Source organism: uncultured Pontibacter sp. (genome assembly GCF_947499215.1).
Classification (GTDB): Bacteria; Bacteroidota; Bacteroidia; order Cytophagales; family Hymenobacteraceae; genus Pontibacter.
Genome location: NZ_CANMNI010000002.1, coordinates 711819 through 733626, shown reverse-complemented (window position 1 = coordinate 733626; position 21808 = coordinate 711819). Strand labels below are relative to the sequence as shown.

The following is a 21808-nucleotide window of genomic DNA, read 5'->3' as shown; positions in this document are numbered from 1 at the left end:
TTTTAATGTGGTGATGTGCTGATGAAGGAGTAATGATCAGTGAATAATGATGAATGATTAAAACGAACAACGCTTAACGAACAACGACGCTACAACTTAACCAACCGCTCCGCCGCCTGCCTCAACGTCTCCTCGCTCTTGGCGAAGCAAAATCTCAGATAGCGGTGGTCGGTTTTGTTATGGTAGAAAGCCGATACCGGCACAGAAGCTACGCCGATTTCTTTGGTCAGTCGCTTGGCGAAATCGAGGTCGTGCTCTTGCGAGATGGCGTCGTATTTCAATAGCTGGAAATAGGTGCCGGCTGAGGGGATGAGCTCGAAGCGCGACGGCTTTACCAACTCGCAGAACAAGTCGCGCTTGGCTTGGTAGAAGTTGGGGAGGGAGCGGTAGTGCTCCTCGTTGTCCATGTAGTCGGCGATAGCCAGTTGCAGCGGCGTAACGGAGCAGAAAGTGATGAACTGGTGCATTTTGCGGAGCTCGGCAGTCAGGGCCGGAGGCGCCACCACGTAACCGATCTTCCAACCGGTGGTATGGTAGGTTTTTCCGAAAGAGGAGATCACAAAGGCCCGCTGCCGCAGCGACTCGATTTGCAAAGCGCTCACATGCTCCTGCCCGTCAAACACCATGTGCTCGTATACCTCGTCGCTCATGATGAGGATGTCGGTGCCGTCTGTGAGGCTGGCCAGCTTCTCCAGATCCTCGCGCGGAATCACAGCACCGGTCGGGTTGTGCGGCGTGTTGATGATAATCATGCGGGTGCGGCGCGAGATGTTCTTCTTGAGCAAATCCCAGTCGATGTGGAAGTCCGGCAGGGCAAGCGGCACATAAATCGGGATGCCCCCGGCCAACCGAATGGCAGGCGCATAGCTGTCGTAGCACGGTTCCAGCACCACCACTTCGTCGCCTGACTTCACCACCGCCATAATCGCGGCAAACAGGGCCTCGGTAGCACCGGAGGTCACCGTCACTTCCTGATCGGGGTCGGGACGGTAACCGTATACCTTCTCCGTTTTCTCGCTGATCTTGTGGCGCAGCACCGGCATGCCGGGCATAGGGGCATACTGGTTAAAGCCTTCCTGCATATACTTGGTCACGAGGGCAATCAGCTCTTCCGGGCAGTTAAAGTCCGGGAAGCCCTGCGAGAGGTTGATGGCTTGGTGCTCATTGGCCAGACCCGACATCACGGCAAATATGCTTGTGCCGACATCAGGGAGTTTGCTGCTTGGGTAGTTGATCATAGCGTAAGGGTTGGGCTAAGAAACGAAGATAGCATTTATGAGGAAGACGGCAAGTATAATTTAGTGAAGCGCCTGCGCCACCAACTGCTGCAATTCAGGGATGGCCTCCTGCTCAAACCAAGGGTTGCGACGCAGCCAAAACTGGTTGCGCGGCGAGGGGTGTGGCAAGGGCATGTACTTGGGCAGGTAGTCCGTCCAATGCGTTACGGTTTCGGTTAATGTGGGTTTGGCAGTAGGCCCCAGAAAGTAGTCCTGCGCATATTTGCCCACCAACAAGGTAAGTTGAATGTTGGGAAGTAGCGGGAGCAACTGCTGGTGCCAGTGCTGGGCACATTCAGGGCGGGGCGGCAAATCACCGCTTTTGCCTTTGCCGGGGTAGCAAAAACCCATCGGGATAATAGCCACTTGGCGCTCGTCATAGAAAACCTCCGGTGCTATCCCCATCCACTGGCGCAGGCGTTTTCCGCTCTGGTCATCCCATGGTATGCCGCTGGCGTGCACCTTGGTGCCGGGTGCCTGCCCCACGATGAGTAGCCGCGCCGATGGGGTCGCCCGCAGCACGGGCCGGGGGCCAAGCGGCAGCTGGTCGGCGCATATCTGGCAGGCGCGCACTTGCTCCAGTAAGGTGTCAAGGGAATCAATCATGAAGTCACAAAGATACAAGAGTTTAACCAAATGCGCTTTCAGCTGTATATAGGTAAGTATATGACGCACTGTTTACGAATTATACTTTTACTCATCTGCTGTCTGTGCCTCTCTTTCTCAGGAAGAGCACAGGATAACCCGCTTTACAAGAATGCTTTTACTGTGAAGTTCTTCGGCCTGTCAGCGCATTTGCGCGCTACGCCTTACCCGGAGCTGTTCAAAAACAGGCTCGATGAGAGAGGTATTTTCGTGATGAATTTTGGAGGTATAGTCGGATATGACCGCTTTGTGGTGCGCGATGTCATCAGCATTAGAGTAGAGCAGGGACTGTACTCGGATTGTGCCTCTTCGCTGGCGGGCTTCACGCACTTGGGCTGGCGGGGGCAGATCTTTAAAGCCGGACGGCACTCGCTTAACGGTGGCTTCGGGCCTACGCTGGTGTATCGCCGCGACTGGAACCGGCTGCAAGGCTACGAAGACGATGGCTACTTCAACCGCAGCGGCGACTGGCAATACAAATTTTACTGGTATGGAGGTGAGTTCGAATACAACTACCAGCTTACCGGGCAATACGACCTGTCACTCAATCTGGTTCCCGGCATACCGGAGTTGGTGTCGTTCGGGGCCGGATTCCGCAAACGATTTTAAATGGGAAAGCGGGCTACCAGCCGCGCTCTTCCCAGTCTTCATCGCGTCGGCTTTGCTGCCGGCGGCGCTGCTCCCGTAAGGGCGGCTGGTGCTCTGGCTGCTGCCAACGGTCACGTGCATGCTGGTTTTCCGGTGAGTAGCGATCATTGCCATCGCGCCACTCGCGCTGCTCATCTCTTCTGCGCATGGCATGATGTTCGTCGGAGAAGCCGTGCTGGTGACGGTTGATGTCCTCTGTATGCTGCCGTTCCTGTTGTTGGTGCCTGTATTCGTGCCGCTCCCGCTCTGCGCGTTCTCGCATTTCCTCTTCGTACTGCATCCTTTCCCGGTCATGCATAAAAGGCCTCGGCTCTTCCCAACGGCTTCTGAAGTTTTGCTGCTGCTCTTCGTGGCGTGGGTGACGGCGACGTGTTCTATCGTGGTGTCTTTCTTCTTCCTCGTGATGCATTTCTTTTTTCCTCCTGTTAAGTGAAAAACTAAAGCTTCATGCCGCAGCAGGCCCGGTAACGAAGTCTTGCCCAGCATGTCGGGTTTTAATGTACGGGAGCAAAGGGCTGATGTTGGTCGTCAGGTATAAAGAAACTGACAAAAACCGTCCTCTGCTTTATACACATGTTGGCCGGGCGCAAGGGCGCTGACAGCGTGCCGACATAGGTGCGGACGAAGCGAAGTAAATTGCCAATGGATTGGCCAGTAATAACTTGTGAAGGCAGAAGATACAGAAAAAATGGCTTTTCCCCAAATAAAAAAGGCAGCCCACCAAAGCTGGTGGGCTGCCCTCAATTACTAATCTACTACCAAAGTAACCTAATCAGACTGCTATACGCATTATCTGCGGTTGCGTTGGTTTCTGTCAGAATCTTTGTAATAATTATCGTGACCGGAGTCTGTCTCGTCTGCCCAGCGCGGACCGCCCTCATAGCCGCGGTCAAAATTTCTGTCTTGGTATGGCTCAGAGCCATAGCGGTGGCGACTGCTCAGTTGTTCGGCGCGGCGCTCAGAGTCGTAGCGGTTGTGTGGCTGGTATTCCGGATCATCAGAGTGCATGATGTCGTCCCAAGTGTTGCGTACACGCTCAAAGAACCCGCGCTTGTCTTGGCTCTCCGGCTCTTGGTCAGGAGAGTAACGGCCTTCGCTATACCAGTTGTGCGATCCGCTACCGTAGCGGTAGTCGGTTTCCTTGTAGCGGCTGCGTGATCCCGGGCCTTCACGCCACAGGCTGTCCTGCGAGGTAGGGGGCTCGTTGTAGTTGCCCGGCTGCGAACCGCTGCCCATTGACGGACGGTAGGCTTGCTGACTTCCGCTTCCCTGCCCTCTGGAACCATGATTTAGGTAATGGCTCTCATTGCGGTAGGGACTTTCGCTGCGGTTGCCATAGTGGCCGCTCTGGTAGGAGCCGCGGTCGCTCTGGTAAGGGGCCGGTCTGTTGCCGGTGTAGTGGCGGCCGCTTTCAGCCTGACGGTCGCGATCCTGCGCTCCTCTCGGGCTTGGTCCAGTATGGAAGTAATTGCCTTCGTCCCACTTTCTCTCATTTTCGCCTCTGTAGGCGTAGCGCTGAGTCGGGTGCTGCTCTTCACTGTTTCTGTCTTTGTTGTATAGCTCACGGCCAATGCGCTGGTTTTCATCCCCAGGCCTGCCATAGTTTTCTTCTCTTTTTTCCATGGTTTTATTTTTTGTTCTGTTATACTCTGTTAAAATGACCGCATGCGGCGGCGTTATTTTTTACGGGTTACAGAGGCTATAGTTTGCTGGGGCACAGGTATAAAAAAAGAGACGCCCTGTCATAAGGCGTCTCCTCTACTTGCATTTCCTGTTTGGGATTAGAAGTACTGTTCCATGATTTCGCGCACATCGGCCTCTGCCAGCGGCTTGGAGTAGTGCTTGCGTACCTCAGGATATTTTTTGAGGCGCTCGAGGTCGTAAAAACTAGCCGAAGAGGTGAGCATCAGCATGACAGTGCGCAGCTTTTTCTCTTCTTCAAAACGCTGGTACTCATCCAGAAACTCGAATCCGTCCATTACCGACATTTTGATATCCACAAAGATAAGGTCGGGCTTCGGGTAGTTCTCCACTCCGCTAAAAGCCTTATTCAGGTAGTCTAGCGCCTCCTCACCGTTGGTAACGACCCGTATGTCATCCGCCGCCTCCATGCGAGACAGCAGGCGTTGATTCAGGTAATTGGTGGTGTCGTCGTCGTCTATCAGCAGTATGGTCTTTACAGATTTCATAGTTTGTGGTTTGTGTTCTTTTACAAATTAGGCCTTTTTTTGTTTTAAAGAAAAGACAAAATACAAGTCGTATCAGGATTTACCTCTGGCGAGCGCTTCGGCCCGTAGCCTAGCTTTTACGAGATTTGTCACCTCTATCGCCGAAATCATGATGCCTTCGACTTGGTTTATACTGTCGAATATAGGCTGGTACTTAAAGTTAAAGTAGGCATCGCTCGGATTACCATTCAATTTGTGATCAATAGTTGCTTTAAACTCATTGATGTATACGGCGCGGCCTTTGGTATATACCTCCTGCAGCATGTGGAAGAAGCCAAGCGGTTCTAGTTCTGGCCAGAGCTGGCGGGCGGTGCGGCCTACGTAGTTTCGGTTGCCATACAGTTTGTATACTCCCGGCGTAACATACTGGCATACGTGGTTGGGGCCATGCAGCACGCACAGGTGCACGGGTGAGAGACGCAGCAAATTCTCGAGGCGCTCATCTTCGCGGCTTTCGCTTTGCTGTTTTTGATCTTCGATGTCTGTGTACGTACCGATCCAGAGTGTGATGTTGCCTGCGGCGTCACGCATAGGCAGGCCACGCTCCAAGAACCAGCGGTATGTGCCGTCGAAATGGTTGCGGACGCGGTATTCAATCTCAAAACTTTCGCCACCGGCCACTGCCTGATGCCAGCAAGTAAGGGCCATGGCGGAATCTTCCGGGTGGATCGCGTTTATCCAGCCTTCTGTCTGCCCTTGTCGCATACCGGTGTAGGCGTACCAGTGCTGGTTAAAAAACAGGACTTTACCTTGCGGAGAGGCCGTCCAAGCCATGTGGGGTAGTACCTCCAGCAGGTGACGAAAGCGCGCACCGCTTTCCTTTAGCGCCTTTTCGGTGTCCTTGCTCTGGGTGATGTCGATGATAGAGCCAATCGTGCGCATCGGCTTGCCCTCGGTATCATAAACAGTATAACCTTGGTCTAGAATGTGGGCATAAGTGCCGTCAGCTTTCTGGAAGCGGTACTCGCCTGTCCAAGTGGCATGTTGCTGGTCTAAGGCCTGCTGTATGCTTTTCTGTACGCGTTCAAAATCCTCGGGATGCACACGCGAGTCCCATGACTCACCGCCGGGCCCCATTTCCTGTGGCGTATAGCCGAATATCTCTTGCAGCCCTTCGCCCCAAGTCATGCGGTTAAGCACAATGTCGTATTCCCAAGCTACAGCCTTGGTAGCGCTTGTAAGCAGGTTTAACTGCTCTTGGCTTTGCTGCCGCATGCGCTTGCTCAGTACTTTCTCGGTGATGTCATGCACCTCATGTACTAGGTACTGCACCTCGCCCTGCTCATCAAGAATAGGTACACTGGTAGAACCCCAATAGCGCTCCTCAAAGCCATCTTTCTGTTCAAGTGACGAAGGCAAGTCGTATCGCAGCACCTCAATGCTGTAGGGTTCCTTTTGCTCCAATGCATGACGCAGTGCCTTGAACACCGCTGCCTCGGAGTCTAACTGTGGGTTATCCGGATTATTGGGAAACACAGTGAACAGGTGCTGTCCGATAGCATAGTCGCGGCTGATGAATGTCTGTTTCAGAAAAGCATCCGTTGCCTCCAAGATGATAAGTTCAGGCGACAGGACAAGGTATAGCCCCGGCAATGCCCGGAAAATTGGCTCAAGCATAGGAGGGGGTGTGGCGATTTTGGGATGCACAGGAATGAATTAAGTCTAAGTTGAGTCTTCGTAGCGAGGAAAGCTTCTAAAATAGCAAAATTATATCAAAATCCTTCCTTTGTTATTAATTTCCGAGAGATAAATGTTTCGGACTATGGCTATATTCCTTTTCGCGGGTCGTAAGACTGGTGTCGGGGATAATAAAGAAAGCACGGGATACAACCTGTTGCGTATCCCGTGCTTTTTGATTTAAAAAGAACTACTTATTTCTCAGGCAGTAGCCGTTGCTTTCACACCAAATCCTTCAAACACCTCGCGGGCATCCGCTATACTCTGGATGTCCTCCACAATTACGATGAGTTTATCCTTGGCCTCCTTCAGGCGGGAGCGGCGCGAGTGTTGCTGCACATACTTGAGGATGTTGCCGAAGGTCTCAGACTGGAAGTAGGCGTCGTTGTTCTCACTTGGCAAGTAGCCTTTCATCACTTCTTTTTTGATGGTGAGTTTCTCGAAGCCCAACTGCTGTGCCTGCCAGCGCAGCTTCACGATCTCCACCAGCTTCTGTACCTCTTCCGGCAATGGCCCGAAGCGGTCCACGATACTGGTACGAAGTTTCTCTAAGTCCTGCAAGTCTTTGGTACTGTCGAGTTTGCTGTAAAGGCTGAGGCGCTCCGAAATGTTGCCCACATACCAGTCAGGTATAAGCACCTCCATATCCGTCTCGATGTTACAGTCGCGCACGGGCTCCACAAACTCAGCCAGATTGTCTTTCAGGAACAGGTCGCGGAATTCGGTTTCTTTGAGCTCCTTGATGGCATCGTCGAGCACTTGGTGGTACATCTCAAAACCGAGGTCATTTATGAAACCGCTCTGTTCACCGCCTAGCAGGTTGCCGGCCCCCCGTATGTCGAGGTCGCGCATCGCGATTTTGAAACCTTCACCCAGATCAGAGAACTCCTCCAGCACGCTCAGTCGCTTGCGGGCGTCGGTCGGTAGACCAGCCACTGGTGGTGTGAGCAGGTAGCAGTAGGCCTTCTTGTTGGAGCGGCCCACTCGGCCACGCATCTGGTGCAAATCTGACAAACCGAACATGTGCGCCCGGTTGATAATGATGGTGTTGGCGTTCGGTATATCCAGACCCGACTCGATGATGTTGGTTGACACGAGTACGTCGTACTCGCCCTCCACGAATTTCATCATGCGCTTTTCCAGCGTCTCGCCGTCCATCTGTCCGTGGGCATACGTGATACGGGCGTCGGGTACGAGTTTCAGAATCATGTTGGCGATTTCCTCGATATCTTTTACGCGGTTGTGCACAAAAAACACCTGCCCGCCCCGCTTCAACTCAGCAGCCACAGCGTCCCGGATTAAAACCTCATCAAACACATGCAATTCGGTTTTCACTGGCTGTCTGTTCGGCGGCGGTGTGGCGATTACACTCAAGTCGCGGGCACCCATCAGGGAGAAGTGCAGGGTACGAGGTATAGGGGTAGCGGTGAGCGTAAGGGTATCCACATTCACGCGCATCTCTTTCAGTTTCTCCTTCGTCTTCACCCCAAACTTCTGTTCTTCGTCTATCACCAGCAAGCCGAGGTCTTTGAACTTCACATCCTTACTGGCGATGCGGTGCGTGCCAATCAGGATGTCCACTTTACCTTCAGCCACGCGCTGCAAAGTGTTTTTAATGTCTTTTGCAGTTTTGAAACGGTTAATATAATCTACCGTGATTGGGAATTGTTCCAGTCGGTCGCGGAAGGTTTTGAAGTGCTGCATGGCCAATACCGTGGTCGGAACGAGCACAGCCACTTGCTTGCCGTCGCAGGCCGCTTTGAAGGCAGCCCGTATCGCTACTTCGGTTTTGCCGAAGCCCACGTCGCCGCACACAAGACGGTCCATTGGGTGTGGCTGCTCCATGTCTGCTTTTACGTCCTCGGTGGCTTTGCCTTGGTCGGGCGTGTCTTCGTAAATGAACGAAGACTCCAATTCGGCCTGCAGGAAGCCGTCGCGGGTATAGGCATAGCCCGGCGCTGCCTTGCGTTTGGCGTACAGCTGAATGAGTTCGGCGGCGATATCCTTTACCTTGCTCTTTACTTTCTTTTTCTTGTTCTCCCACTCCGGCGAGCCCAGTTTGCTCATGGTCGGCGGACCGCCCTCTTTGCCGCTATACTTGCTGATCTTGTGCAGCGAGTGGATGGACACATAGAGCAAATCGTCGTCGCGGTATACCAATCGGATGGCTTCCTGTAAGCGTCCTCCAACTTCCACTTTCTCCAAACCGGCAAAGCGGCCCACACCGTAGTCCATGTGCGTGATGTAGTCGCCGGGCTGCAGGGTGCGCAGCTCTTTAAGCGTCATCGCCTTGGTTTTGGAGCGGCCCTCTTTGGCTTTGTGCTGGTAGAAGCGATCGAATAGCTGGTGGTCGGTATAGCAGGTGATCTTGAGCTGCTCGTCAATGAAGCCCTCGCGCAACGAAATTCCTAAATGCTGGAAACGCATGTCGTGGTCGAGCTCGTCGAAGATGGTAGTGAGGCGGTTGATTTGGCGTGGAGAGTCTGTGGCGATGATGTTCACAAAGCCCTTGCTTTGCTGCTCGTGCAGGTCTTTTACCAGTCGGTTGAAATCTTTGTTAAATGAAGGCTGTGGCTTGGATTGCAGCTGCAACACCTCCGTGTCCTTGTAGTTGAAGCGTTTTCCAAACTCCACGATGCTGAACTTCTCTAGCAGCTTCTTGAACTGCTTCTGCGTCTGGAAAAGTTGTTCCGGATCTGATACGATCTGAGTACCACCGCTGCCCGCCATCAGTTTGTCAAAAGCCTGAGAAGCCTTGTCGAAATACTCGTCGACCACATCCAGTGTCTGGCGTACATCCTTGAACCAGATGGCGGTGTTCTTCGGCACGAATTCGAGGAAAGCTTCGCGTGTTTCCTGCAGCAGTTTAGTCTGCACGTTTGGTATAATCGAGATGCTTTTCTTCGTCTCCACGGACAGCTGTGTATCGGGGTCAAAGGAGCGTATACTTTCTATCTCATCGCCGAAAAGCTCGATGCGGTACGGCAGGTCGTTGGCGTAAGAGAATACGTCCACAATGCCACCGCGCACGGCGTACTGGCCCGCCTCATACACAAACTCCGTCCGCTCGAAGCCATACTCGGCCAGCATATCACTCAGGAAATTCACATCAAGCTTTTCGCCTACCTTGGCTCCCAGCGTGTTTTCCACCAGTGACTTTTTGTTAATCACTTTTTCGGTGAGCGCCTCGGGGTAGGTCACGATCAACTCGCCCTTTTCGGACTTAGTGTTGAGGCGGTTGAGCACCTCGGCCCGCATGAGGATGTTGGCGTTCTCGGTGTCGTCGAAGCTGTAGGGCCGCTTGTAGGACGTCGGGAACAGCATGACCTCCTTTTCGTCACCGAGCAGGTTTTTGAGGTCGGTATAGAAATAGGCCGCCTCCTCTTTGTCGTGCAAAACGAAAAGCTGGTGCTGCGGGTGTAAGGTATAGACTGCCGAGGCCATCACGGCATCCAGACTACCGGCCATGCCTTTGAGCTGCAAGCGGTAGGGTTTATCGGCTTTAAGTCGCTCGGCAATGGTCTGCACCACGCCATCGAGTCGGTACAGCTCTAAAAAATCAGTTACTTTCATTCAGTTCAAAACGTCACAAAACAGCAAAGGCAGAACACAGGACTTTTCGATAGTCGTGTTCTGCTGGTTGTTATTTTACAAAGATAAACAAGTTAACGTCTTATCAGAACTGGGAGAGAGGGGAGAAGGTTGCGGGGAGGTTCTATAATCTACTGGCTAACGCGAGCTTTCAGCCCGTGTTTCTAAACTGCTGAATAAAGCACAAGCTGCAAGCTCGCACTAGCAGAGGCAGGTTGGGGGAAGAATTTTGCAAACTGATTAATTTTAATTTACTTATAAAGAATACTGCGCATAACTCTCATATTAATCTTTTCAAATTGAATTGAAATGACAAGGTTCTGGAATTTAATATTTTACAATCTTTTCAGATTTGAGCGGAGTACGCAATCCTTTTTTAACTACCCTCTACTTTTAGTTCTAAAAAATGAGAAGGTAAAAGAGAGTTACAGGAAGAGAGGGGTTGCAGATTCGAAAGGTGCTGTGCTAAAAGCTTTAAATGATCCAAAGAAAGGACCAAATAGCATTCTTTCTGGGGGGCACATGTATATTATATTTTTCCTGTTGACTTATGGGTCTATCAATTTTATTTCTGGGTTTTTAAGGCAAGAGTTCTACTTAGAGATAGAGCACTTCATGCTTATGTTTTTTGTAGCGCTAGGGTGCGGGTATTTTATCCTGTTCCGAAATGATAGATACCTATGGTATTTCAAAAAATTCGAAAGAATGTCTGTGGCGGAAAAGCAAAAGTCTGCGTGGCTATCCTTTATTGTTGTAGCAGGTATATGGCTGTTCTGTATTGGCAGTTTTATCTATACGAGTTATAGGCTATAAATAGCACATCGTGCCTAATAACACCTCCAGTTTGAGAAAAGCGGAAAATGGTGATATGGTCAGGCTTCATTCAAACTGCATGCTAGTTAATTCTCTCATACAAAACCTATACCTTATGTAACGATGGAAACACCTTTACTACGCTATAAACTAACTGACCCCGCTGGCTTCAGCACGAAAGTTTATGCTATCATCATCATCGCTGGGGGCGTATGGATATTCTCAATCTATCCCGTGGTTGGTGTCCTCATGATTCTGTTCGGGATTTTTCCACTGGTCCAGTATAAGTGCCTTGAAATCGATTTGTACAACAGCACTTATTGCATAGGAGTGAATATACTAGGGCATACTGTTGGCACCAGAGAGCCATACTCCGGCACGAAGTGCATCTTTCTAAAGAAGAACAGAACCACTACTTCTGATGTAAACCGTTCTTGGCGACCCACCGTTTCTACTTCGTTCGATAGCTACTTGTGGTTAGAGGACGGTGCCAAGATCTTACTTTCATGTGATGGCAAGAAAGAGACCGCAGTGCTAAGAATAGAGCCTCTTGCACAGGAATTGCAGACCGAGATAAAAGATCTGACAGTTCCCCTTTCACACGTTTAGCACCCTTTCAACTACTGACTTGAACAAATTAGTTTGAATTAATCACATTAAAAATTCGTATAAGTATACTAGGTTGGCTAAAATAGGGGATTTTGGCTATACCGATGGAGCGGAGTAATGCCGGAATACTTATAGCAGGATGTGATGGATGTGATCAAGCGAAATAATATAAAGGTCTTTGGGAAAGGGGAGGAGACGATCATGTTCGGGCATGGCTTTGGCTGCGATCAGAACATGTGGCGCTTTGTTACACCCGCTTTTCAACAGAAATACAAAATTGTGCTCTTTGACCATGTAGGAGCCGGTGATTCTGACCTATCCGCTTACGATAGAAATAAGTATGATACGTTGGAGGGCTATGCGGCCGATATTGTGGAAATATGCCGAGAACTAGATCTGCATGACGTCATATTCGTGGGGCACTCTGTTAGCGCCATGATGGGAGTGCTCAGCTCCATCAAAGATCCGACACTCTTCAAAAAGCTGATTCTAATCGGACCTTCTCCCTGCTATATCAACGACGGGAATTACATCGGAGGCTTCGACCGTGCAGATGTGCTCACCATGCTAGACTACATGAAACAGGATTATGTGGGTTGGGCAGAATCTTTTGCCCCTTTGATCATGGGGCACCCAAACAATCCTTCGCTGGGAGAAGAACTGGCCAAAAGCTTCTGCGATACGGACTCTGACATTGCAAAACACTTCGCGCAGGTTACTTTCCTGTCAGACAACCGACCCGACTTGCCAAATCTACAAACCGAATCGCTGATCATGCAGTGTGCCGAGGATGTAATTGCCCCAGCCGAAGTAGGTGCCTATGTGCACAGGACAATCAAAAACTCAACACTTGTCAACTTGAAAGCGACAGGCCATTGCCCCAACCTAAGTTCACCCCTAGAGGTAATTGATGTGATGGAAGACTACTTGAAGGTATAGCTATCGCTAAAACAAAAGTTTATAAATGAAAAAAAGGATATTGCTATATTTTTATATATTTAGACTTTAGTTAGTCTATCGTTGTTAATATTTAGTTATGCTTCCTTCATTTAAGCTTCAGTTAAAACAAACTGCCTCCGACATTTGGCTATTCCTAAAGAACCCAAAGGACCAGCCCGCTGCTGTAAATAGTAACTCCTACAAACTGCGCATTCTGCTGTATGTGCTCCTGATAGATGTGGTGCTCACCTTTGCTATAATGGGTGTAATACAGCTGGTAGAGTGGCTGGGCTGGCACACGAGTAATAACCATGCCGTGATAGAAATGATGCGGTCACTTCCGATCTGGGCCTTTCTCCTATTGGGCGTACTGGCGATACCTTTGCTGGAAGAGCTAGTTTTCCGCTACGGCCTGCGGTTTAAAAGCGGCTACATGGCCCTGCTGGCTTTCGTGGCGGCCATTGCACTTGGCGTATTGGCCTACTCGCTGCTGCCTTTAGAAGGAGCCATTGGTGTATGGGTCGTGTTGGGTATGGCGCTGGTGCTGTACGCGCTAAACGCCGACGCAATAGCGGGCTTCTTGAAGAAGGCATGGGGTAAGGTATACGGCGTTTTCTTTTACCTGATGGCCTTTGTCTTTGGGCTTATTCACATTACCAATTATACTGATTTTGACTACGCATCGGCGGCTGTGTTACTTATCCCAATTTTAATTGCGCCTCAGATAATTGCAGGTGTGCTGCTGGGGTATATGCGTGTAAAGCACGGTTTTCGCTGGGGCTATTTCCTGCATGCGGGTCACAACGCACTGTTCTTTGGGTTGGCGCTAGCGACGATGGGCATATTAGATGAAAAACTGCATATCCAAAACGAAACCTATACCCTACAAGTAGAGGAGCACGCGCTTCATGACCAAAACGCAGTTTCCTCTAAACATATAGGTAAAGACTCGTTGGGTTTTGAGAATCAGAAGCTGCATAATGTTATTCTGGCCTTGCTGGATAAAGAAGAGTCATTAGTGGAGTTTGACAAAACCAGACATCAGCACACGGCGATAAACTTGAAGTTTAAAGCCCATAATGCTGCCGAAGACATAAAGCAAAACAAACAGCTGGTGCTAGAGCAGCTGCAAGAGGTGTACAAGTTTGATGTAACCTACCGCTCTCAGCAAATGGATGCTTGGGATGTGGCGATTGCCGACACCAGCCTGCTGGCGGCCAATGCTGTGGCAGACATTGGTAAGTCTACTGTTATGCGCAATCCTGAGGATATCACGTTCGAAAACGTAACGTTAGGAGAGTTAGTAAGCGCGATCGAAACAGATTTTGAGGTGATGCTTGTGTCGGAAAGAAAACTCTTAGAGTCGGGCAAGTATAACTTCAAACTTCCCAAAGGCGATTTTATCCAAGCAAAGGAAGACTTAAAAACGAAATACGGTATACTACTGCAGTCGAGGATGGAGCTGGCTGACTTGGCCGTAGTGTCTTTTAAATAGCAGGTAAAGTAAAATAAAACAGCCGCTCATAGGTCATAGAGACAAGTGAGCGGCTGTTTTATTTTAGAATAACCTTTATCTGTACGGGGTCCTGCAGCACGCGCAAATTCTGTTTCAGCTGTTCCAGTTCGTAGGTTAAGCTTTCCTTCGCCTGTTTAAACTTCTGGTTCATCTGCTTCGGGCTACCGCAGAAGCGGTCAAAAAAGATGGCGTTAGGGCCAAAGATGAAACCATTGAGATCAGCCTGCAAGTCGCTTAGCTGGTCGTTCAGGATTTTGATATAATACTGTAGCTGCTCGTCAGGCAATTTGTCGAGTGCTTGGCCTTGCTCCTGCAGGAACTCCATTTGCAGGCGCAGCAGCTCGAAGAAGTCGTCGTGGTGGTAGGCTTGCGTCACGCGCTTCATGGCCTCTTCTTTCCAAGCACGCTTGGTTTCGTCACGCTCTTTGTCGGGGTGCAGTTGCTTGGCGAGGTCGGTATACACGCGGCGGCTGGCCTTGCTGATACTGCTGAGCTCGGCTTTTGCTTTGGCCTCCTTTTCCTTTTGAGCTTTGGTTTTGCGGCCCTTCTGGCGGTTTTGCTTGGCCCGCTCACGTTCTTCCTCCTCACGGTCCAGTTGGGCCTGTATGCGCTCAAAGTCATCGAGGTCATCCCAGTTGTCAGGTATAGCTTCTTCTTCCTCGCTAGCTATACCTTCTTCAGCTAAATCCTCTTCTTCTGCTACAAAAGCCGCGCGCTCGGCGTAGGCAACCTCAGCATACCTGTCGTGCAGGGTTATCAAGTCTTTGCGCTCGTAGTTCTGGATCAGGTCTAGGGCGATATCGACAATCAGCAGGGCAAGCTTCTCTTTTTCCCTGAAACTAAACAGCGGCAATGCAAACGCATCGTCCAACAGATGGGCCAACTCCGCCCGTTGTGCTACCTGTTGCATGATGATGGGCCGCAGTTCCTTCTCGATACGCTTTTGGGCGATATCCATGCTGTCGCGCCGTGTGGCCAGCTCCTGCTTCAGCTGCTCTATCTGTGCTACTTTCTTGTTAAACTCCTGCTGCAGTTGACTTAGCCTGCGCTGGTCTGGAGTGGCGATTTGCGGTGTAAGCGATGGAACAGGTTTGTCGGACTTAGGAGCAGGCATAAACTAGTAACAGGTTCAAAAGAAAGGTATAGCGCCGGCAATTTACGAATAAGCCAGCGCTATACCTTACTGGCGTGCGTCGAAAGGTATAAATCGGTTGTTCTGCAACAGGTAGAGCGTGGTACGATTGCCGTCTATTACGGACACACCGTCGGTTTTAAGATTAGTAAACTGCTGCTGACGCGGGTTGCGTACCAGTGAGTCCTGCGGCGCGAGTTTAAGCTGCAGGGAGCTATACCTGCGGTCGTTCAACTGCTGCGATGGGTAGGCCGCCACTTTCATTTCGCGGACCTGCGGGGTGCCGTAGTCCAGAAAAGCCAAGATGTGGATGGAGTCGTTTTGAAGCACCTGCACGGCATAGTCGGGATTACGATTGCCGTTCAGGTTGCCGCGCAGATATACGGGATTGTCTACCTGTGCTGTTCTGTTCGACATGGCATTGTCGGTGAGGACTGCCACTTCTGCTTGCGGCTGCCGTTGTTGCAATAGGCTGGTAAGCGTATCGGGTAGCGGGTGCAGGATGGCGCCCTCGTCGGTGGCGCGGGCCACACTGTCGATTGAGGCTTTGGTGTCAGAGTCGACCTGACTTTCGATCAGTTCATCATCGGCAGCGCGGTTATAGTTACCGTCGGCGGAGTCGGAGCCGCAGGAAGCGAGGGCCAGTAAGGCGGCGATTGCAGGTAGGTATAGTTTCATAGGTATAATGTTCTGTTTTAGTGTGTTGCTTTGCATACCGTGCACGCAGCAGGAAGGTTGCAGGCTATACCTCTACCGGATCAACTCCACCTTGCGCTCCCCAATCTGCTGACGCCACATGGCGTAGTAAAGCCCTTTTTGCTCGACCAGTTCAGCGTGGTTGCCCTGCTCTACGATCTTTCCTTTTTCCAGCACATAGATAGTATCGGCGTGCATGATCGTGCTGAGGCGGTGAGCAATCAGAATGGTAATCTGCTCCCGAAGGGCTGAAATCTCTTTTACCGTGGCCGTAATTTCCTCTTCCGTGAGGGAATCGAGAGCGGAGGTGGCTTCGTCGAAAATGAGCAGACGCGGGTTACGGATGAGGGCGCGGGCGATGGAAAGTCGCTGCTTCTCGCCACCTGACATCTTCAGTCCGCCTTCCCCGATCTGGGTATGGATGCCTTGCTCGGAACGGCTGAGCAGAGTGGTGGCCGATGCCTTTTCCATGGCCCGGATTACTTCTTCGTCAGTTGCGTCCGGTTTCACATACTGCAGGTTCTCCTTGATGGTGCCCGAAAACAAGTTGGTCTCCTGTGTCACAAAGCCCAGCTGCCGTCGTGCTTCGTTTAGCCAAATTTCCCGTACAGGAGTGCCGTTAAAGTATATCTCGCCGCTCACGGGTACATAGAGCCCCACGAGCAGCTTGACCAAGGTGGATTTGCCCGAGCCCGACGGCCCCACAAAGGCAATGGTATCACCGGTGTTGGCCTCAAAGGAAATACCGTCCACGGAGTTTTGCGGAGCACCCTTGTGCCGGAACACCACATCCTCGAAACGCAGTTGCTGCAGCGGCCCCACGTCAATCGCCGATTCGGGTCGGGTCTCCACGGGTTTGTTCATGAGCTCATCGAAGTTGTGGAGCGAGGCCTCGGCTTCGCGGTAGGTCAGGATGATGGTGCCCATGTCCTGCAGCGGCCCAAAAATGCTCACCGAGATAAATTGCATGGAAATCAGTTCGCCTGTGGTGAGCACATCCCGAAAAATTAGCCAAAGCAGCGTGAAAAGGATGGACTGTTTAAGCAGATTGAGCGCTGCGCCTTGCAGAAAAGAAAGGGTGCGGACTCGCTTTACCTTGGCCATCTCCAGCGTGAAGATCCGTTCGGTATGCTCGCGCAGGCGGCGTATCTCCGGGTAAGTCAGTCCGAGGCTTTTTACCAGCTCAATGTTGCGCAGCGACTCCGTGATCACACCCGACATTTTGTTTGTAGCTCTGTTAATCGAGCGCTGCATGGTTTTGATTTTGGCGCTGAGCAAACTGGTGAGTCCGCCGAGCACGACCATCCCGATGATGAAAATCGGCACCAGCGCCCAGTGCTTCGTGATGGCATACCAGATCAAGAAACCCACACCGACCAAAGAAGAAAACAGGATGTTGATAAAGGAGTTGATAAAGCGCTCGGTGTCGCGGCGCACCCGCTGCAAAATAGAAAGCGTTTCGCCGCTGTTCTGGTCGGCGTATTCCTGATAAGAGAGTTTGAGTGTTTGCTTGAGACCGTCGTTGAAGATCTGCACACCAAACTTCTGCACGACCAGATTGGTGAAATACTCCTGAAAAGCCTTGGCCAAACGGGAGAGCAGCGCGACCCCCACAGCCAGCAGCATCAGCCAAAGCGCTCCCTCCACACGCTCCTCGCTGCTCATGGTGAAGGGCGGTGTGGCGTAGTCGTCGATGATCTTTCCGAAAATGATCGGGTCGACAAGCGCCAGCACCTGACTGATGCCGGCCAGCAAAAGCGAGAGTACAACCAGTCCGCGATGGGGCTGCAGGTAGTTCCAGAGTACGCGCATGGGTTATTCTTTCGATCTGTCTTTGTCAGTTAGATCTGCCTGAACAGGCACACCTTGGGGATTGATGAACTGCACCTGCTGCCGAGGGTATACCGGAATGATTTTGCCAATGTACTCCGGCTTGTTCAGTTCGTTGGTGATGCGCAGTGTGAGTTCGCTTTTCCACTTGCGCCGCTCGCGTGCTCCCACCAAGTAGCGGATGGTCACGTTTGTCCAAGATTCAGTCATGGAGACGAACACCTGCGGCTTGTCCGGCACGGCATCGTCCAGCCCGGCCCGCTGCAGGAGATGGGAGTAGGAGGCGGCGGGCGCCTTCATGTAGTCGCCGAGCAAACCCAGCGCTACGCTTTCCAGCACTTCCATGGAAAGCGGTACATCCGACTCGTTGGCCACGCCTACATCCAGCTCGTCCCAAACATAAGGGAAGTCGCCGGTAAGGTTGATGATCGTACCTGTTAGCACCTCGTTGTTTGGGAAAGTCACCAAGCGGCCGGTGGGCTGCTCTGCCTGCACGAAGCCCGGTTGGTAGGGTGCCCCGATCTCCCAAACGGTCGTGGTGAGGAAGTCGATGCGGTATACGTCGCCGAAGACCTCGCCCACCCGGATGCGGTCTCCTACGCGGTAGTAGCCTTGGTAGGAGTTCATAAGCCAGCCCGTAAAGCTCTCGATGGGCGTTTGCAGCGACCATGATAGGGCCAAACCAATAAGACCAAAAGATCCGACCAATGCCCTAATGTCGCCAGCCACAACACTGAGGGCTACGCCAATAGCCAGTAGCCATACTGCAATAGAAACGAGCGAAATGATTGCGCTCGAGCTTTGCCATTTGCCGATGTAACGCTGCAGGATAGATCGCACCATGCGTACGACTAGCCAAGCTAGGACTAGTGTGATAAAGGCTATTAGCAGTTTGGGCAGGTTGAACATGAAGCTGTCCCATAGGCCCTGCAGCGCGCCAATGGCTTCCACGGTAGCTTCCTTGGTGGAGCCGTTCTGGACAACAGCCTCTGAAGCAGTATCGCCGGGCACCAGTTCCTCAACCGCCACTTCCTCCACCACGGCCACGGAGTCTGGGCCATTGTCCTGCGCAAGACCTGCTTCGCTTGGCGCAAACATCATCAAAATAAAACCGGTAATGGCCACAGCTAGGATTGAGGCCTGTCGGAAATTGCGAAGTCGGTTCTGGGCTCCCTTCACAGCCGAACCCCGTGCGGGCTTTCTTCTTCTGCGGGTTTTGGTTCGCAGGTTTCTGCGGGTGACAGTGGAGGTATAGCCTTTTGGCTGACCGGCGCCCTGTGTGCTGGCACCACCTGTTGTGGAGACGCGTAAATTTCGTGAGGAAGTTCTTCTGTTTCGATTATAGGAAGGCATAGGGTTCGCGGCTTTCTCTTTTTGAGCAGTTTTCTCTCTATACGAAAGAAAAGCCGAGGCGCTACAAAGAGGCGCTTGCTATACCTGTGCGATGTGCCGTGGCAGGTCTTTGAGATGGAACCTCCTGAGGAAAGTTTGGGCGTCTGTTACACCTGCGTCTTGCCAACCGAGCAGCTCAGCCAGCTTTTGCCAGAGTTGTTGAGAGGTAAGCCCCGCTTTGCGCATTTCGGTGAGCGAGAGGGCATCGTGCGATTTGGAGAGCTTGTTGCCCTCACTTACGATGAGTGGGTGGTGCACAAAAGCTGCATTGGTGAAGGCGGTGGCGCCGGTGTGCTCCGCCAAGAAAAGCTGTGCCGCCGTGGAGAGCATGAGGTCCTCGCCCCGCACGATCAGGTTCACGCCCATAGCCAAGTCATCTACGATCGAGGCAATCTGGTAGGCAGGTATACCGTCTTTGCGGCGCACCACGAAGTCGGGCATTTCGAGGGCCAATGCGACGGTGCAATTGCCGAGCAACTGATCTTTGAACGAGATGACTGTGCCCTCCGGTATACGGACGCGCCAAGCGGCATTGGGCGTATCGAGCGGCAACTGTTCCTCGCGGCAGGTGAGCGGGTATAGCCCCTGCGGCGACAAGGCCGCTATCTGAGTACGGGAGCACGGGCAGGTATACACCATCCCTTGCTGCACCAGTTTATCGAGTTGCGCCTGGTAAGCCGGTAGCTTTAGAAGCTGGGAGTAGTTCTCCTGAAAATCCTGTGGATTACGCGGCCCTTCGTCGTAGTCAAGGCCCATGAAGTCGAGCATGTCGAAGATGTCCTGCAGGTACTCTGGGCGGAAGCGGGCATTGTCGAGGTCGTCGATGCGCAGCAATACGATGCCTTGCTGCTTGCGTGCCAGCGCCCACGTAATAGCAAACGACAGCGCATTGCCCAGATGCAGATAGCCGCTGGGGGTCGGGGCGATGCGGGTTTTTATTTGCTGTTTCGTTTCCACAGGTATAGCGCCGGGTTTGGCTAGGTCAAAGGTATAGCTGCCTGATTAAAAGTCAAGGTAGTAGTGCTTAAAATGCTAGATAGTAAGGTTGATAAATAAATGGATTTCGCTATGTTTGATAATATACAGATAAGCGTATGTTTACGCTTTCGAGGTAGTGTTGGACATAATTTAAATATGGAAGCTGTGAAAATGATAGACATTGTTTACAGAAAGATTTCAATCGACTACCAACTTGAATAGGAGGTGGCCGCTGCATGTCTAACAGTACCTCTGAGATTGAGGCAGAGTAATTGTTGGGGATGCCACATTAAGCTGATGGGTATAAAGCAAAAACATTACCTCATTGGAGAAAGAAGCTATCGGATAGTCGTAAAATGGACAGAGAACAGTCAGAATAAGGAGCGACACTATATCAAATCTAAGTTTACCCTCAGGCTGTCAGTATTTCCTGAAAATGTATTAGCTAATATTTAATTTTCACTAAGCAAGCAAATGATGTGCTTTATAAAATTCTTTAGTAGAACATATTGAATATATTGAAATAATACGTATAAAATTTCATAAAATATTAATATTCAATAAATGAAGACGTTACTACTCTTATGCCTACTCTTGGCTTTTGTTTCATGTGACTCCAAGGAAGATGTGAAGCCGGTGTTTCTAAATAACGATGTCTGCAGAATGGTCACTTTTGATGTCAGAAATAATGGCGGAGGGAGGTTTCAAGAGTTCCTTTATGATGAAAATGGAACGCTGCTTGGAATGGAAACATCCTTTACTGATGGAGGAGTTTACATTAAGGAGTCGTTTGAGTTTAACTCGCAAAACAAAATATCCCGAAGGACTTATTACGTTTATGACAAATTAGATAGTTATACTACTTATGAGTATAACGCTATAGGATTACTTACAAGAGTTACTACATTTGGGAAAGAGGAGGGAAGTAATCGTCTTACAAAGGAGTTGCAGACCAAAACATATGAATATAGCTCCCCAACAGAACTAAGAAGCGTAACCATTACTGAACCAGCTGCTACGACTGAAGTTTGGTTGTATGAATACAGCAATGGACTGATGCACACAGCTAGGCACTATAGACCAGCAGGAACGTTTGTTGAGTCAATTTCGCTGGAATACGATAGTAGAAACCGTGCTTTTATTGAGGCCCTGCCTTTTATTAATGATGTTGTGTTTGGGGAAAGCCTTGGATATCCTTACTACCGCAATATTACAAAGCTCACTAAAACCAGACCAGATGGCTCTGTTTCTAAACAAAATTCCTATACTTCCATATTTGAATACAACTCAGACGGCTACACTACTCGAGAGACCAGCACAAGACTTGACAAGAGCACGACGGATACCTTTAGCTATAGTTATAATTGTGAAAATTAACTGCTGGTTATTCTATCCTGTACTTTGTCAGTTCTCTTGTATAGCAGTTTTTAAATACAAGGAGAAAAGCTTTCTTGTAATAGGGCCTGATGTACTACTTCGTATTTTCAGAAGTTAGGGTTTTATCCAGAATAAGTGGGTACAGAAAGAATAAAAACAAATGCCCAACAAATTCTATAAGTTAACTGCGCCACCGCAAAGCCAAGTCCGTTATGCTAAAGTTCAAAATCGAAATAGATTTTGAATGAGTTAAGTGCTCAGCTAAATTCCATTTACTATAATTTCCAAACTTAAAGCCTGCAGAAACATTTTTTTATAGTTAGTTCAGTATTAGGGAAAGCTTCATTTTAAAAACATAGTCATATTTATTGCAAACTTACAAGGGGATAAAATATTTCCTCATGTATTAGAAATTGCTTGTCATGAAAGAGTTACTGAGAAAATGGTGCTTGCATAACCT

Annotated in this window: 17 protein-coding genes; 5 read left to right on the top strand and 12 right to left on the bottom strand. The window is 50.5% G+C overall.

The genetic code is table 11. The features are described from left to right. Positions 1-89: 89 nt before the first annotated feature. Positions 90-1238: a pyridoxal phosphate-dependent aminotransferase gene (locus tag Q1A04_RS11275; RefSeq protein WP_299705532.1), complete on the bottom strand. Its 1149-nt coding sequence runs from the start codon at positions 1236-1238 to the stop codon at positions 90-92. Between the two features lie 60 nt (positions 1239-1298). Continuing rightward, the gene (locus Q1A04_RS11270) at positions 1299-1883 is read right to left on the bottom strand and encodes a uracil-DNA glycosylase family protein (protein WP_299705529.1); all 585 of its coding nucleotides are present in this window, start codon (positions 1881-1883) and stop codon (positions 1299-1301) included. A gap of 60 nt (positions 1884-1943) precedes the next feature. Here Q1A04_RS11270 and Q1A04_RS11265 point away from each other — a divergent pair, with 60 nt between their 5' ends. Further along, a complete protein-coding gene (locus Q1A04_RS11265) occupies positions 1944-2531 on the top strand; it encodes a hypothetical protein (RefSeq protein WP_299705526.1) in 588 nt (195 codons plus the stop codon). A gap of 13 nt (positions 2532-2544) precedes the next feature. Here the strand turns inward: Q1A04_RS11265 and Q1A04_RS11260 are convergent, their stop codons facing one another. The 5 genes from Q1A04_RS11260 to mfd all read right to left on the bottom strand — a co-directional run bounded on the left by Q1A04_RS11260 (position 2545) and on the right by mfd (position 10048). Beyond that, positions 2545-2979 (bottom strand): acyltransferase, encoded by a 435-nt coding sequence (locus Q1A04_RS11260; RefSeq protein ID WP_299705524.1) that lies wholly within the window; start codon positions 2977-2979, stop codon positions 2545-2547. A 380-nt stretch (positions 2980-3359) separates the two neighbouring features. Next, positions 3360-4193, bottom strand: a complete 834-nt coding sequence (locus Q1A04_RS11255; RefSeq protein ID WP_299705522.1) for a hypothetical protein — start codon at positions 4191-4193, stop codon at positions 3360-3362. Between the two features lie 158 nt (positions 4194-4351). Continuing rightward, entirely contained in the window at positions 4352-4759 is a 408-nt protein-coding gene (locus Q1A04_RS11250; protein WP_299705519.1) for a response regulator, read from the bottom strand. Between the two features lie 72 nt (positions 4760-4831). Beyond that, on the bottom strand, positions 4832-6415 hold the full coding sequence (locus Q1A04_RS11245) for a PAS domain-containing protein (protein ID WP_299705516.1): 1584 nt from the start codon (positions 6413-6415) through the stop codon (positions 4832-4834). 261 nt (positions 6416-6676) lie between these two features. Next, positions 6677-10048 carry a transcription-repair coupling factor gene (gene mfd, locus Q1A04_RS11240; RefSeq protein WP_299705513.1) on the bottom strand — a complete coding sequence of 1124 codons (3372 nt, stop codon included), beginning with the start codon at positions 10046-10048 and terminating at the stop codon, positions 6677-6679. Between the two features lie 954 nt (positions 10049-11002). On the opposite strand from mfd, the gene Q1A04_RS11235 reads away from it, so the two are divergent. The 3 genes from Q1A04_RS11235 to Q1A04_RS11225 all read left to right on the top strand — a co-directional run bounded on the left by Q1A04_RS11235 (position 11003) and on the right by Q1A04_RS11225 (position 13922). Further along, complete coding sequence (locus Q1A04_RS11235) at positions 11003-11488, top strand: hypothetical protein (RefSeq protein WP_299705510.1); 486 nt, start codon at positions 11003-11005, stop codon at positions 11486-11488. A 144-nt stretch (positions 11489-11632) separates the two neighbouring features. Beyond that, on the top strand, positions 11633-12427 hold the full coding sequence (locus tag Q1A04_RS11230) for an alpha/beta hydrolase (RefSeq protein WP_299705507.1): 795 nt from the start codon (positions 11633-11635) through the stop codon (positions 12425-12427). A 97-nt stretch (positions 12428-12524) separates the two neighbouring features. Then, a complete protein-coding gene (locus Q1A04_RS11225) occupies positions 12525-13922 on the top strand; it encodes a CPBP family glutamic-type intramembrane protease (RefSeq protein ID WP_299705505.1) in 1398 nt (465 codons plus the stop codon). A gap of 58 nt (positions 13923-13980) precedes the next feature. On the opposite strand, the gene Q1A04_RS11220 is transcribed toward Q1A04_RS11225, so the two are convergent. The 5 genes from Q1A04_RS11220 to Q1A04_RS11200 form a co-directional block, all read right to left on the bottom strand. Beyond that, complete coding sequence (locus tag Q1A04_RS11220; protein WP_299705502.1) at positions 13981-15057, bottom strand: J domain-containing protein; 1077 nt, start codon at positions 15055-15057, stop codon at positions 13981-13983. A gap of 66 nt (positions 15058-15123) precedes the next feature. Continuing rightward, positions 15124-15753 carry a hypothetical protein gene (locus Q1A04_RS11215; protein WP_299705499.1) on the bottom strand — a complete coding sequence of 210 codons (630 nt, stop codon included), beginning with the start codon at positions 15751-15753 and terminating at the stop codon, positions 15124-15126. Between the two features lie 72 nt (positions 15754-15825). Next, a complete protein-coding gene (locus Q1A04_RS11210) occupies positions 15826-17583 on the bottom strand; it encodes an ABC transporter ATP-binding protein (RefSeq protein WP_299705497.1) in 1758 nt (585 codons plus the stop codon). Between the two features lie 3 nt (positions 17584-17586). After that, on the bottom strand, positions 17587-18954 hold the full coding sequence (locus Q1A04_RS11205; RefSeq protein WP_299705494.1) for a mechanosensitive ion channel domain-containing protein: 1368 nt from the start codon (positions 18952-18954) through the stop codon (positions 17587-17589). A gap of 78 nt (positions 18955-19032) precedes the next feature. Further along, positions 19033-19950, bottom strand: coding sequence for a glutamate--tRNA ligase family protein (locus tag Q1A04_RS11200; protein WP_299705491.1), 918 nt, complete (start codon positions 19948-19950; stop codon positions 19033-19035). A gap of 585 nt (positions 19951-20535) precedes the next feature. Between Q1A04_RS11200 and Q1A04_RS11195 the strand changes: the two genes are divergently transcribed. Then, a complete protein-coding gene (locus Q1A04_RS11195) occupies positions 20536-21348 on the top strand; it encodes a hypothetical protein (protein ID WP_299705488.1) in 813 nt (270 codons plus the stop codon). The last annotated feature ends 460 nt before the right edge of the window (positions 21349-21808 follow it).